The sequence below is a fragment of the Mesorhizobium sp. M0437 genome (assembly GCF_040321335.1).
Lineage (GTDB): Bacteria > Pseudomonadota > Alphaproteobacteria > Rhizobiales > Rhizobiaceae > Mesorhizobium.
In genome coordinates this window covers 1-13,584 of the sequence record NZ_JAMYRK010000051.1, presented here as the reverse complement: position 1 = coordinate 13,584, position 13,584 = coordinate 1, and the positions used below count along the sequence as shown (strand labels likewise).

12 protein-coding genes and 1 pseudogene are annotated in these 13,584 nt (G+C 61.9%); 5 read left to right on the top strand and 8 right to left on the bottom strand.

Annotation, left to right across the window (positions count from 1 at the left end):
* Positions 1–39: 39 nt before the first annotated feature.
* The 3 genes from NKI72_RS25260 to NKI72_RS25250 all read right to left on the bottom strand — a co-directional run bounded on the left by NKI72_RS25260 (position 40) and on the right by NKI72_RS25250 (position 4,714).
* Positions 40–3,150 (bottom strand): efflux RND transporter permease subunit, encoded by a 3,111-nt coding sequence (locus NKI72_RS25260; protein ID WP_352851132.1) that lies wholly within the window; start codon positions 3,148–3,150, stop codon positions 40–42.
* 2 nt (positions 3,151–3,152) lie between these two features.
* A complete protein-coding gene (locus NKI72_RS25255; protein WP_352851130.1) occupies positions 3,153–4,259 on the bottom strand; it encodes an efflux RND transporter periplasmic adaptor subunit in 1,107 nt (368 codons plus the stop codon).
* Between the two features lie 92 nt (positions 4,260–4,351).
* A complete protein-coding gene (locus tag NKI72_RS25250) occupies positions 4,352–4,714 on the bottom strand; it encodes a hypothetical protein (RefSeq protein ID WP_352503292.1) in 363 nt (120 codons plus the stop codon).
* Between the two features lie 79 nt (positions 4,715–4,793).
* Between NKI72_RS25250 and NKI72_RS25245 the strand changes: the two are divergent.
* The 5 genes and pseudogenes from NKI72_RS25245 to NKI72_RS25225 form a co-directional block, all read left to right on the top strand.
* Positions 4,794–5,066: pseudogene (locus tag NKI72_RS25245) on the top strand (TetR/AcrR family transcriptional regulator); the annotation flags it as partial.
* Positions 5,067–5,325: 259 nt separating this feature from the next.
* Positions 5,326–5,904 carry a TetR/AcrR family transcriptional regulator gene (locus tag NKI72_RS25240; protein WP_352851129.1) on the top strand — a complete coding sequence of 193 codons (579 nt, stop codon included), beginning with the start codon at positions 5,326–5,328 and terminating at the stop codon, positions 5,902–5,904.
* Between the two features lie 47 nt (positions 5,905–5,951).
* Positions 5,952–7,256, top strand: a complete 1,305-nt coding sequence (gene fabF, locus NKI72_RS25235) for a beta-ketoacyl-ACP synthase II (RefSeq protein WP_352851127.1) — start codon at positions 5,952–5,954, stop codon at positions 7,254–7,256.
* Positions 7,257–7,322: 66 nt separating this feature from the next.
* Complete coding sequence (locus tag NKI72_RS25230; RefSeq protein WP_352851126.1) at positions 7,323–8,138, top strand: oxidoreductase; 816 nt, start codon at positions 7,323–7,325, stop codon at positions 8,136–8,138.
* A 270-nt stretch (positions 8,139–8,408) separates the two neighbouring features.
* Positions 8,409–8,609, top strand: a complete 201-nt coding sequence (locus NKI72_RS25225; protein WP_352474601.1) for a hypothetical protein — start codon at positions 8,409–8,411, stop codon at positions 8,607–8,609.
* A 27-nt stretch (positions 8,610–8,636) separates the two neighbouring features.
* Here NKI72_RS25225 and NKI72_RS25220 read toward each other — a convergent pair whose 3' ends face one another.
* The 5 genes from NKI72_RS25220 to NKI72_RS25200 all read right to left on the bottom strand — a co-directional run bounded on the left by NKI72_RS25220 (position 8,637) and on the right by NKI72_RS25200 (position 13,187).
* The gene (locus NKI72_RS25220) at positions 8,637–9,266 is read right to left on the bottom strand and encodes a hypothetical protein (RefSeq protein WP_352851125.1); all 630 of its coding nucleotides are present in this window, start codon (positions 9,264–9,266) and stop codon (positions 8,637–8,639) included.
* Complete coding sequence (locus NKI72_RS25215; RefSeq protein WP_352503305.1) at positions 9,266–10,126, bottom strand: lanthanide ABC transporter permease protein PedC; 861 nt, start codon at positions 10,124–10,126, stop codon at positions 9,266–9,268. Before NKI72_RS25215 ends, NKI72_RS25220 begins: the two co-directional genes overlap by 1 nt.
* Before the next feature lie 11 nt (positions 10,127–10,137).
* On the bottom strand, positions 10,138–10,926 hold the full coding sequence (locus tag NKI72_RS25210; protein WP_352775117.1) for a lanthanide ABC transporter ATP-binding protein PedB/LutE: 789 nt from the start codon (positions 10,924–10,926) through the stop codon (positions 10,138–10,140).
* A gap of 98 nt (positions 10,927–11,024) precedes the next feature.
* Positions 11,025–11,990 carry a YVTN family beta-propeller repeat protein gene (locus tag NKI72_RS25205; protein WP_352851123.1) on the bottom strand — a complete coding sequence of 322 codons (966 nt, stop codon included), beginning with the start codon at positions 11,988–11,990 and terminating at the stop codon, positions 11,025–11,027.
* Between the two features lie 21 nt (positions 11,991–12,011).
* Positions 12,012–13,187 carry a lanthanide ABC transporter ABC transporter substrate-binding protein PedA1 gene (locus tag NKI72_RS25200; RefSeq protein ID WP_352851150.1) on the bottom strand — a complete coding sequence of 392 codons (1,176 nt, stop codon included), beginning with the start codon at positions 13,185–13,187 and terminating at the stop codon, positions 12,012–12,014.
* Positions 13,188–13,584: the final 397 nt, after the last annotated feature.

Below are 13,584 nucleotides of genomic sequence, written 5' to 3'. Positions count from 1 at the left end.
CGGGCGAGAACTTGAACCGTCTTTTCCGACAACAGTGCCCTATTCGGCAGCCATCGCTGTTTGCAATTCCGGTTCCTCGGTCGAAACCTCATGGGCCACATCTGCGGTCGGCTTGATCCGGAACCACGCGGCATAGAGAGCGGGAAGGAAGAGCAGGATCAGCACCGTGCCGGCCGCCGTGCCGCCGATCAGCGTATAGGCCATCGATCCCCAGAACACGGAGTGCGTAAGGGGGATGAAAGCCAGCACGGCGGCAAGCGCCGTCAGGATCACCGGCCTCGTGCGTTGCACGGTGGCCTCAATGACGGCGTGATAGTCGTCAAGGCCGGCAGCACGGTTCTCCTTGATTTGTTCGGTCAGGATCAGGGTGTTGCGCATCAGGATGCCGGCCAGCCCTATCAGGCCCAGAATAGCGTTGAACCCGAAGGGCTGGTTGAAGGTGAGCAACATCGGCACGACGCCGACGAGCCCAAGCGGTGCGGTCAGCACGACCATGGCCATCGTCGAGAAGGATCGTACCTGCAGCATGATGACGATGAGCATGGCGGCGATCATGGCCGGGAAGATCTTGCCCAAAGCAGTGTTGGCCTTCTCAGCCTCCTCGATCGATCCCCCCATTTCAATGTTATAGCCGGCCGGAAGGGACGCGATCAGCGGCTGAAGGGCTTTCATGATCTGCTTTGAGACCTCCGGAGGCTGAGTCGCTTCGTTGATATCCGACCGGATCGTGACGACGGGCGTCCGGTCGCGGCGCTTCAGGATCGGCTCTTCAAGACGGATCTCCGAATGACCGATCTGGTCGAGCGGAATCTGGCGGCCGTCCCGGCTCATCAGCGAGAAATCCGCCAGACGCGCCGGATCCAGCCGCTCAGCCCCAGCGCTGCGCGCCACGATGGGGACATTGCGAATGTCCTCGCGGACCTGCGTGACAGGGATGCCGGTGAGGAGGAACTGGAGCTGCTGGCCTACTTCCGCCGGCGAGAGGCCGATGAGGTTCAGTCGATCCTGGTCAGGGATGAAGCGTAGTACGGGCGTGCGGTTGCCCCAGTCGCGGTTGGCCTGCCGCACGTCCGGGACGCCCCGCATGATATCGAGGGCCTTCTCGGAAATGCTATAGAGTTGCGCGGGATCAGGCCCCGTGACCCGGAACTCGACAGGGAACGGGGTATAGGGTCCGAACACAAGCTGGGTGACGCGGACATCGGCTTCCGGCGCGAGCCCCTGCGATACCGCCTCCCGGAGCCGGTGCTTCAGCGCCTCGCGCGCCTCCGCGTCCGGTGTCAGCACGACGATCTTGGCAAAGGCAGGATCAGGCAGTTCCGGTGCCATCGCGAAGAAGAAGCGCGGAGCGCCCTGACCGACGTAGCTCGTCACGATCTTGGCTTCGGGCTGGCCGTCCAGCCAGTGCTCCAGCTTCTCCACTGTGGCGGTCGTCGTCTCGATGCTGGTGCCTTCCGGCAGACGAACCTCGACCAGCACTTCGGGGCGATCGGATGTCGGGAAGAACTGCTGTTTCAGGCTGCCCATGCCGACAACCGAAAGTGCGAAGACGATGCCGACGACACCGCAGGTTACGAACTTGTGGCGCACGGCAAAGATGATGAGCCGGCGAAGGCGCCGATAGTTCGGTGTGTCGTATATGGCGTGAACGCCGCCTTCGACCGGTTTGATCGCGGGCAGCATCTTGACGCCAAGGTAGGGCGTGAAAACCACGGCGACGATCCAGGAGACGATGAGAGCGAACCCTACGACCCAGAAGATATTGCCGGCGTATTCGCCGGCCGTCGAGCGTGCGAAGCCCACGGGCAGGAACCCAGCGATCGTCACGAGCGTTCCCGACAGCATCGGCGCCGCGGTATGGCTCCAGGCATAGGCCGCCGCCTTGATGCGATCCATGCCCTCTTCCATCTTCACCACCATCACCTCGATGGCGATGATGGCGTCGTCCACGAGAAGACCGAGCGCCAGGATGAGGGCGCCGAGCGTGATGCGATCGAAGAACCGGCCGGTCTCCAGCATGATGAGGAACACGGCGGCAAGCGTCAGCGGGACGGCGGCCGCCACGACGATGCCGACGCGCCAGCCCATGCTGAGCAGGCTGATCAGCAGCACGACACCGAGCGCCATCGCGAACTTCAACATGAACTCGTCGACCGCCGAGGTGATGTTGACGGCCTGGTCGGACACCTTGTCGAGCGTTATCCCAAGCGGCAATGTTCGTGCGATGGCCGCCGTCCGGTCCTCCAGCGCCTTGCCGAGCGCGCGACCGTCCCAACCCTCCTGCATAACGGCCGCGAGCATGATGGTGGGCTCGCCCTGGCGTCGGATGAGATAGGTGGGAGGGTCCTCGTAGCCGCGGCGGACCTCGGCAACGTCGGAAAGCTTCAGCGTCCGCCCCCCGGCAACGATCGGCGTGTCGGCGATAGCCTGGACACTGTCATAAGCGCCGTTGAGCCTGATGAAGACCTGCGGCCCCTGAGTATCGATCGAGCCCGCCGGTGTGACGGTGTTCTGCCGCTGCAATGCGACGATGATATCCTGTGCGGACATGCCCAGCGTTGCCAGCTTGGCATAGGAGAACTCGACGAATATCTGTTCGGGGCGCTCACCGAGGATGTTGATCTTCTTGACGCCGGGCACGTGCAGGAGGTCCTGTCGAATTGCCTCGGCCTGCCTGGCCAGCTCACGCATCGGCATGCCTCTGGCCTTCAGCGCATAAAGGGCGAAGCTCACATCCGAATATTCGTCGTTGACGAAGGGGCCGTAGACGCCGGGCGGCAGGTTGCGGGCTTCATCCCCCAGCTTCTTGCGGGCTTGGTAAAACTCTTCCTGCACGACGGATGGCGGCGTGCTGTCCTTCAGCGTGACCGTCATATAGGCGTAGCCCGGCCGCGTGGTGGTCTCGACCCGATCGTACCAGGTGAGCTCCTGAAGCCGCTTCTCCAACGGCTCGGCGACAAGGTCCTGCATCTCGCGGGCCGTCGCGCCCGGCCATGCCGTCGTGACCGTCAGGGTCTTAATGGTGAAGTTGGGATCCTCCGCCCGCCCGAGCATAAGGAACGCGTAGGCGCCAGCCGCCACGAGCAGGAGGATGAAGAAGAGGGTGACGGCCCGTTCGCGAACGGCGATCGCTGAAAAATTGAGGTTCATCGTCAGTTGCTCCCGCTTTCGGAAGCAGGCCTGACGCGAGCGCCCTCCTGCAGAAGATGAGCGCCGAGCGAAACGACCGGATCTCCCATGTTCAGCCCGGAGATCACGGCGCTTTCGCTTGTCACACGAACAAGGCCGACAGGTCGGAAGTGTACGGTCGAGGTGGCGCGATCCAGGGCCCAAACGCCTGTTTTGCCGCCATCATCGAGCACGGCTCCGAGCGGCACCTGGACTTCCGGCTGGCTCGCCTGGCTTGTGATCCGGATAGTCACGGTCGCGCCAAGCGGTGCTGCCGCGGCCTCCCCGTCGAGCACATAGCGGGCCTCATAGGTACGGGTCTGGGGATCGGCGGCATCCGACAACTGCCGCAGATGCGCCGTATGGCGCCCATCGGCTGCATAAACGGCGGCCTCGGCCACAGAGCCGATCGCCGGCCGGATCGTTTCGGGAAGCGCGACCACCGCTTCACGAGGGCCGGCCTGGGCGATCCGAATCACTGTCTGACCGGCGGAGACGACCTGTCCCGGCTCGCCGATGGTTTCGACCACAGTTCCATCCGCGTCCGCCACCAGGACGGAATAGGCCGCTTCGTTTTCCGCGACTTTCGCTTCCGCTTCGGCGGCGGCGAGTTGTGCGGTCGCGGTGTCCAACGCGGCCTTCGCCTGCTCGTAGCGCTGCGGAGTTGCTGCCAATTCCTTCTTGACCAGAACGGCATAGCGCTTTTCGTCCGCGCTCGCCTGAACCAGCACAGCGCGTGCCGCGGCGACCGCATTGCGCTTGGCGGTGAGCGCGAGAGCCAGATCGGTGTCGTCGATCCGCAGAAGCGGTTGGCCCGCCTTGACCCGTTCACCGACGTTCACCAGGCGCTCGATGATCTTGCCGGGTACGCGAAAACCAAGATTGCTCTGCACCCGCGCGGCAATCGTGCCCGTGAAACCGCGTTCGGATCCAGCCACTGGCGCCGCCGTCACCAATCTGACGATCGGCGCTTCCTGCCTCGGATCCGCCACTGCGGTTGCCTGCATGCGAATGGGCAGCGTGACGAATGCGGCCACCCCTAACCCCGCGGCCAGGACGCTGCCCAGCCCAATGACAAGTCGCTTTTTCATGCCCATCGCCTCATGCCGAAATAGATTGCGTTCATTCTCTATGCTGTGTCCTGCGTCGACCGGCAGCGGCCGGCTGCGACCTGCGCGGCGAGTCAGTCCGGTAGCGCGTCGGCGCGCGGATGCTTGTCGGTCCCAGTCGCGACTGTCACCTCCTCGCCGGACCTCGAGAACGCGTAGAGAGAGCCCCGGTAGCCCGGCATGGAGAAGGCAACGGAATCGCGGTCGGCGAGGCCCATGACGACGCGCAGCGGATCGCCTCCGCCCTTGGGCGCGAAGGTGGCGGTGACCTCCAGGAGGTCGCCGTCGATTGGGACGTAATAGACCACCATGTCGAGGCGTCCGTTGTGCAGGCTGCCGGCTTCGATTGGGCGTCCGACGGTAGCTTCCTCGGCAAACGCTGGGGTCGCCAGAAACAGCGCGGTCAGGAGCGAAGCGCTCAGGATCTTGCGGATCATTTCGTTCTCCTTTTTAGATTGCATTCGCCATCTATATAGCAGATAGATTACGAATGCAATCTAAAAAAAGAGATCGACGATGCGTGTGAGTCGCATACAGGCCGCGGAAAACCGCGAAACCGCAATCAACGTGGCAAGCCGCCTTTTGCGGGAGCGTGGCTTTGACGGCATCGGCCTCAAGGATCTGATGAAGGGTGCCGGGCTGACCCAAGGCGCCTTTACAAGCATCGCATCAAAGGAGGACTTGGTGGCACAGGCGTCCAAGCGGGCGATGGAGAGTGCCAACCACCGATGGTCGGCCGCGACCGCGGCAAAATCCGAGGATCGGCTTGGCGCGGTGATCGCGTTCTACCGGGTAGATTCTGACATCTTGATCCGGTGAAACCTTAGTGGTTTTCTGTCCGCTGGTCGGATCCGTGGCGCTGTCGGGAAGACCACCGAGCAGGACGCCCGCCAGCACAACGCGGGTCTCGTTTTCATGCCCATCTCAGTGCGGCCAAGAGCGGAGCGGTCGGGTTTCTGCGGATCATCTCTCATCTTCTCTTGATAGATTGCGTTCGCCCTCTATATAAGATATAGATTACGAACACACGCTAAAAGGGAGATTACCGATGCGCGTAAGTCGAATTCAGGCTGCGGAAAACCGTGAAACCGTTATCAATGTGGCAAGCCGCCTTTTTCAGGAGCGTGGTTTTGACGGCATCGGCCTTAAGGATCTGATGAAGGGTGCCGGGCTGACCCAAGGCGCTTTTTACAAGCAGTTCGCGTCAAAGGAGGACCTGGCGGCGCAGGCGTCCAAACGGGCGATGGAGAGCGCCACCCACCGATGGTCGGCCGCGACTACGGCAAAACCCGAGGATCCGCTTGGCGCGGTGATCGCGTTCTACCTCAGCATGGACCATCGCGAAGAAAGGATGGACGGCTGCCCGATCGTGGCGCTCGGTTCGGATGCCGCCAGACAGGGCGTGGACGTGAGAGCGTCGTTCGAAGCCGGGATCAGGGCATATCTTGAGATGTTTGGTAGTTGGGTTGGCGAGGCCGACGGCGAGCGGCCCGGCGACAAGGCCATGGCCATTCTCTCGACAATGGTCGGTGCGGTGCTCCTTTCGCGCGTCGTCAACGACCCCGACCTCGCGCAGGCATTTCTGGATGCGGCGACAGAACAGGTTCGCGAAGCAGCCGGCGCTTGAACGGCGTGCGCAGCGCTGGCGGCGCACCCAAATTGATAGGAAAATAGATGCGACGGATTGTTGTCACAGGCATGGGAGCGGTCACGCCACTTGCTGCCGATGTCGAAGCGTCCTGGTCGCGTCTCCTGGCCGGCCGCTCGGGCATCCGGAGGCTTGCGGATGATGTGGTGTGCGACCTGCCGGCGAAGGTCGGCGGGGTGGTGCCCTCCACAGAAGAAGATCCGGACGCTGGTTTCGATCCGGAAGCCATCCTTCCGCCGAAGGACCAGCGCAAGGTAGACCGGTTCATTCTCTTTGCGCTGGCCGCGGCACAAGAGGCGCTCGCCCAAGCAAGATGGGTCCCCGTCTCGGAAGCGGATCGCTTGCGCACGGCCACGATCATCGCCTCGGGCGTCGGCGGGTTCCCGGCCATAACCGAGGCGGTGCGCACGGTCGACCGCCGCGGCGTCCGCCGTCTATCACCTTTTACGGTGCCGTCCTTCCTGGTGAACCTCGCGGCAGGCCACGTCTCGATCCGCTATGGCTTCAAAGGTCCGCTCGGTGCACCCGTGACGGCGTGCGCGGCCGGCATTCAGGCGATCGGCGATGCGGCTCGCCTGATCCGCGCCGACGAGGCCGATATTGCCGTGTGCGGCGGGACGGAAGCATGCATGAATCTTGTCAGCCTCGGTGGGTTTGCCGCGGCACGCTCTCTTTCGACGTCCTTCAATCACCGTCCTGATGAGGCCTCCCGACCGTTCGACAAGTCGCGGGACGGCTTCGTCATGGGCGAAGGAGCCGGCATGCTGGTCATCGAGGAATTGAGCCACGCGCTGGCGCGCGGCGCAAGACCGCTGGCCGAGCTTGTCGGCTACGGCACGACGGCGGATGCTCATCACGTCACCTCCGGTCCCGAGGACGGCGACGGTGCGCGCCGGGCCATGGAGATCGCAATCGCCCAAGCAGGGATTTCGCCCCGCGAGGTTCGTCATCTCAACGCCCATGCGACCTCCACGCCGGTGGGCGACCTGGGTGAGATCGAAGCGATCAAGAGCGTGTTCGGGCGCGATTTCGCGATAGCTGTCAGTGCAACGAAATCGGCGACCGGACACCTGCTCGGAGCCGCCGGCGGGCTCGGAGCAATCTTCGCAATCCTGGCGCTCAGGGATCAGATCGCACCGCCGACCCTCAATCTGAGCGCTCCCGATCCGGCCGGCGACGGGATCGATTTCGTCGCAAACCGGGCCCGGCCGATGGCGATGGGCTATGCAATCTCCAATGGCTTCGGCTTCGGAGGCGTTAATGCCAGCGCGCTGTTCCGGCGCTGGACGGATGATCTGGCCGGCGCGAGTGCCGGAGACGCTCATGATTGACGCCTTTCGCTCCGACCTGTCGCGCTTCTCCCACGCCAATCCAAAACGAAGAAAGAAGTGACCTCCATGAACAAGACCAATCTAGGCGTCGCCCTGGTGACGGGGGCATCCAGCGGTATCGGGCACACAACGGCCAAAGCCCTGCAGAACGCGGGCTTTCGCGTGTTCGGAACCAGCCGTCGCGCGGTCGTCGACCGATCCGATGGCATTACCATGCTGGCCTGTGACGTGACCGATGACACGTCCGTGGCGAAACTTGTCCAGGACGTGCTGGCCGAGACCGGGCGCATCGACCTGCTTGTCAATAATGCCGGCATTGGCCTGCTTGGTGGCGCGGAGGAGTCCTCGATGGCCCAGGCCAAGTCGTTGTTTGACGTGAACGTCTTTGGCGTTATGCGAGTAACCAAAGCGGTGTTGCCGACAATGCGCCGCCAAGGCAAGGGCAGAATCGTCAATTTGAGCTCGGTGCAGGGGTTCATTCCAGCTCCCTATTTCGCGCTTTATTCGTCGACCAAGCATGCCGTTGAGGGCTACTCCGAATCGCTCGACCACGAACTGCGTCCTTTCGGAATTCGCGTCGTGCTGGTGGAGCCCGCCTATACCCGCACCTCATTTGAAGAAAATCTCGCCAGGCCGGATCAGTTGCTCGATATCTATGACTCTGCGCGCGCCGGCATGAATGCAGCTGTGCGGAAAGCGATGGAAAAAGGCGATGCGCCGGAAGTGGTGGCCAGGACCGTTTTGGCGGCTGCGACCGATCCCGCTCCGAAGGGGCGCTATGCGGCTGGAAAAATGGCGCGCCAAGTCAGTTTCCTGCGCCGTTTCGTCCCCGCATCCGCATTCGACAAAAGCCTGCGAAAGCAACTCGGGCTCCCGGTTTGATAACATCGACGAACACCCGTCAAGATCGGAATCATCGACGCTGGAAACATCGGCACCACATTGGCGCGGCGCAACCTGACGCGATTGCTCTGCAGAACGCCCTGCGGTCGTTGGCGTTAGATTAGCGCTATGTTATATTGCGGCGCGAAAGAGCGGGGGGCACGTTCCTTTCACACACGTAAGTGATCCGTATGTGCGATCGCTGCAGACTGGTCGGAATCACGGAAACCTCCCGGGCATGGGGTTCGGGATCGATGGGGACAAGGGGCAATGCTTTACACGCTCGTTATGATGGTCTGCCTGACGGCTGTGCCGCAGACCTGTGAACAACGCGAACAGATGGTGGACGGCCTGGCGATGAATCCCGGGACCGCCTTCATGCAGGCGCAATCGCTGGTCGCCCAGTGGATCGAGACGCATCCCGGTTATTTCGTTCAGCGCTGGCGCGTGCTGCCCGGCCGTGGATCATGATATCCGCCGCGAAGATCGAATGAGGTTCTATTTCTTCGCGGCGAGCGTTTCCGAGACGGCCTTGGACAATTGATAAAGCCGCTGCTCGATTATTGTCGGCACTTCACAGACGTAGGTCAGTGATTGGACGCGTTCATCGAAAATTCGCGTTGCGAATTTCAGCTGTTCGGTTCGCCGATCGATCTCTTCGGGATCTGCATCCGGCTTTGCCCGCAATGCATCGACCTCGGACGCTTCCTTGCGCAACGCGGCGGCCATTTCGAGCTGCTTGTGGGCGTAGCGGGAAATGCCGGAGATCACCTGCGAGCGCTCGGCGTCCAGGTGGTCGAACATGCCTTGCACCATCATCGCCATTTTGGGTGCACGTTGCTCGGCCGGCAAGGAGGCCGCGAAATCCCTGATCTTCTTTTGAGCTTCCGCAATCGGCATCCGGCGAGCCGACACTTCCTCGATCAGGGCGGAGATGGTGGGGTCCTTCGACCAGTCCTTCGCGGCTGAAGGAAGGTCCGGTCCGCTCCAGATCTGGCCGAGCGAGAGTTGCGGCACCTTGCGCTGCATGCAGGGCCAGTCTGGATCGGGGTTGGCTGCCATGGCGTTGACGCCCGGCGCGAGCATGGCGACCAGAGCCAGACCGCGAACATGGATCATTCGCGCCATCAGGCATTTCCTCCCGTGTCCTGTTTGCGGGTCATCAGGCCGCGCGAAGGGTCGTAGGCGATGATGGCGGCGGCAAGGAACAGCAGCGTGCAGCCGGCAACGACGCCCAGCGATAGCCAGTCAACCTGGCCGTAGAAGGCGAAGCGGATCAGTTCGACGGCGTAAGTAAATGGATTGGCGAGGCAAATTTTGTAGAGCAGGGGGCTAGCCTCCTGGATACGCCACAAGGGATAGAGTGCCGGAGAAGCGAAATAGCCGGGAAAGATGACGAAGTTCATGATGCCAGCGAAGTTTTCGAGCTGCTTGATCATTGAGGACAGAAGCATGCCGAGCGCACACAGCATCATGCCTGACAGGAACAGCGCCGGCAGCACCGTGAGATAGCCAAGCGGCGGCGCTTTGACGCCCCAGAACCAGGCAACGATCAGGAACGCGTAAACCTGCGCGATTGACACGGCGACACCGGCGAGCATCTTCGAGATCAGTAAAAACCATCGCGGGAAGGGGCTGACCAGCAGGGTGCGCATGTTGCCCATTTCGCGATCATAGACCATCGACAGCGAAGACTGCATGCCCGAAAACAGCAGAATCATGCCGCACAGGCCCGGCGTGATGTAGACCTCGTAGAGCACGTAGGTCTTGTAGGGCGGGATGATCGATACGCCGAGCACCTGCCGGAATCCGGCGGCAAAAATGAACAGCCAGACGAGCGGCCGAACCAGCGAGGATATAAAGCGCTCGCGCTGATGCAGGAAGCGCAGGCACTCCCGCACGACGATCCCTTTGAGGCAAACGAGGTAGTGGCGGAGCCCAAACTGTTCGAACTTCACCGGCGTGAGGGCGGCGACTTTTGCGGGCATTGCGGGAGCGCTCATGGCGACATCTCCGCGATGCCGCTTGTCTCGATGCGGTTGAGCCTGGAAAAGGCGTCGCGGATCGAACTGGCGCCGCTCGTCGCAACGACGTCGGCCACCTTACCCTTGGCAACCAGGTCGCCCTGCCGCAGCACGACGACATGGTCGCCGTCTTCGACCTCATCAATCAGATGCGTCGCCCACAGCACGCCGATGCCCTCGGTTTCGACGAGTTTGCGGATGGTGGCCAAAATGCCCGCACGCGACTGGATGTCGAGACCGACCGTCGCCTCGTCGAGCAGCAGCAGGGAAGGGCGGTGGAGCAGCGCCCGCGCGATCTCGATGCGCCGCATTTGGCCGCCGGAAAGACTGCGTGCCTTGTCATGCTGACGGCCCTGCATGTTGACTGTATCGAGCAGCGCGGCAATGCGCTGCCGGGCTTGGTGCCCGCCAATGCCATGCAGCGAGGCGTGGTAGGAGAGGTTCTGGTGGACGCTGAGGTCGAGGTCAAGCGTGCGTGCCTGGAATACGATGCCCACACGCCTGAGCGCTTCGCCCGAAGCGCGGCTGACGTCATGGCCGAAGATGCGGATCGATCCGCGGCGGGTGCCGTAAAGATGGCTGATCAGTGAGAACAAAGTTGTCTTGCCGGCCCCATTGAGGCCGAGCAGAACGGTGAAAGTTCCCGGCGCGATCGAGAATGAGACGTCCTGGAGCGCTCGCTTCGGACCATAGGAATGGCTGACGCCGGCAACATCGAGCGCTGCCACCTCCTCTCCAGCTCCGCTTGTCCTCACATGCTGCATGCCGCTGGCTCCTTCGGGGCGCGCTGGTCATCTAGTGCACTTGCAACATCCCCGCGGCAAATATTCATCACGTCGGTCTCCCTGATCATTGCTGCGGTCTAGTGGGGCGATATGGCCACGCCCCAAGGCTGCTGGCCCACCGTAACCGATTGAACCGGCTCGTCCGTCGCCGTGTCGATGAAGGTGATGTCGTTGGAATTGCCGTTGGTGGTGATCAGCGTCTTCTGATCGGGGGTGAAGTCGAGATGCCAGACGCGCTGGCCGACCAGGATGTATTTTTCCACCTCGTAGGTTTCGGTGTTGATGACGGCGACGTGGTTCGCTGGGCCGAGCGCGACATAGGCTTTCTTGCCGTCCGCGCTGATTGCGATGCCGACCGGCTGGATGGTTTCGGGCCGCAGTCCCGCAATCGCGAACTGGATCTTCTTCACCACCTCGCGTTTGAGACTGTCGATGACGCTCACGGTGCCGCCGATTTCGGCACTGACCCAGATCTGGGATCCGTCGGGCTTGAATTGCGCAAAGCGCGGACGCGTGTCGACCAGGACGTTGTCGGTCACCTCATGGCTGCCGGTGTCGATGAAATGCGCCATGCTGGTGGTTTCGGAGGTGTTGACCATGGTTTTGCCATCGGGACTGACGGCCATGCCTTCAGGCTCCACCCCAACGGGAATCTCGGTCATGACCTGCTTGCTCTCGACGTTGATCGCGGTGACGAGATTGTCGTCCTCGTTGGCGACGTAGAGCGTCTTGCCGTCGGGCGAAAGCACGAACAGTTCGGGATCGGGGCCTGATGGCAGCGTGCCAACGATCTGCAGCGTCGCGGTATCGATGATTTCGATCGTATCGTCATCGCTGGCGCACAAATAGATGAACTTGCCGTCATGCGAGATGGTGATACCGCGCGGCCTCTGGCCGACTTCGACGGTCTTCACCACTTGCATCGTCGCCGTGTCGACGACCGTTATCGTATTGTCTTTCTCGTTGGAGACATACACGGTGTAAGCCCACACCGGATTGGCCATGAAGCCGAGAATGGCGAGTGCGCAAGCTCGTCTCTGCACGAAAATTCCTCCCGATTGGTTCTACTTAAGGACGCATTTCGTTTCCGGCTGATCGACGCCGAGCGTATCGAGCTCGGAGATCTGGTGGAGATAACCCTCCTGTGGCGATGTCGAGACCACGGATTTGGTGTCGCCGAGCAGGATTGGCTGGCGAAGCTGATGGTTCCACTTGCGGAAGGTCAGCTTTTGTCCCTTGAAGGCGGCGACCGAGAAATCGTCCGAGCGGATGTAGTCGCTGATCTTCTTCGGATCGTCGCCATTGGTCCGCGTGCTGGCTTCGCCCACGGCCCGCACCGCCGTCCAGGCCGACATATCCTTGGACCGCATTCGCCGGCCGGTCGTCCTCAGGAAACGGCTTTGCATTTGAATGCCACCCCATTGCTCGCTTGCGGGATGCCAGGACGATGCGACAAGACCGGCCGTGCCAGCGACCAGCCGCGGTGTCCAGGTGCGGTAGGGCACATAGGTTCCGAACACCTCGCTCTCATCGGCGACAAGCACCACGTCATGCTCCGGCAGATCCTGCGTGAACACGGAAATCTGCTGCTGTATCTGCGTGGCGCCGGTGTCGGTGCGGCGCGCCGTGCCAGTGTCTTTGAACTCCTTCTCGGCGACGATCTGACCGCCGAAGCGAGCCGCCGCGCGGCGCAACGCGGCCGCATAGAGATGATCCCGCTCGTGCGAACCATAGAGCAGCACCCAATTCGGCCATTTCTTTACCACGAGATACTGCGCCAGCGCGTCAGCCAGCATGCTTCGTGTCGGCGCCACATGGAAAATGTTTATGCGGCAGTCTTCCTCGCGCAGGCTGTCGTCTGTGGCACCGACATTGAAGACCAGAACGCCCTTGTCGCGGGCGATGTCGGCGATCGACAGCAATTGCCTGGCCGAGAGGTCAGCGACAACATAGCGGTCACTTTTGGCAATCAGATCGTTGAACGCCTGAACCGCGTCGGCGTCCGGCTTGACCTCGGCTATGTCGAGGCTGAATTTCTGGCTGAGGAACTTTCCTGTCGTGTTGTTGTCGCCGATCGCCACATTGGCGCCGGCGACACCTTCGTCGCGTGGCGGCAGGTCCAGCAGGGAAAGCGCCAGTTGCGGCGCGTAGGCCCGCAAATAACCTATTCTGATTTCGGTTATCTTTCTTTCCGGCCTGTCGGCAGCGAGCGGTTGCTTGCCCGTCACTTCCTGGGCCATCACGCCTGTAACGTTGGCGGTCTGGAAAAAAAAGCACAAAAAGGCCGCGAGAGTGCCTGGCACCGCGCTCGTCATCGATAAAACTGCCCATTCTTGCACTAAAGTCCGATTGTTCCCGGACCAGCGCGAATTCAAGGTGCCCACAATGAGCTTAGCGGACGCCACAAGATTTATCAAAGCCCCGCAAGTGGACTTACGTGTCTGCTTTAGTCCTATTCCTTTTCGCGGGGATACGGCGATGAATGAGCGTATTGCGGTCTCATCCGCAGCAATGGCGGAATGAGAAACTCTATGGGTCGTCATGGGAGGATTGCCTGATGAAAACGCGCGCCGCTGTCGCCGTTGCCGCCGGAAAGCCGCTGCAGATCATGGAGGTCGACCTCGAAGGTCCCCGCGA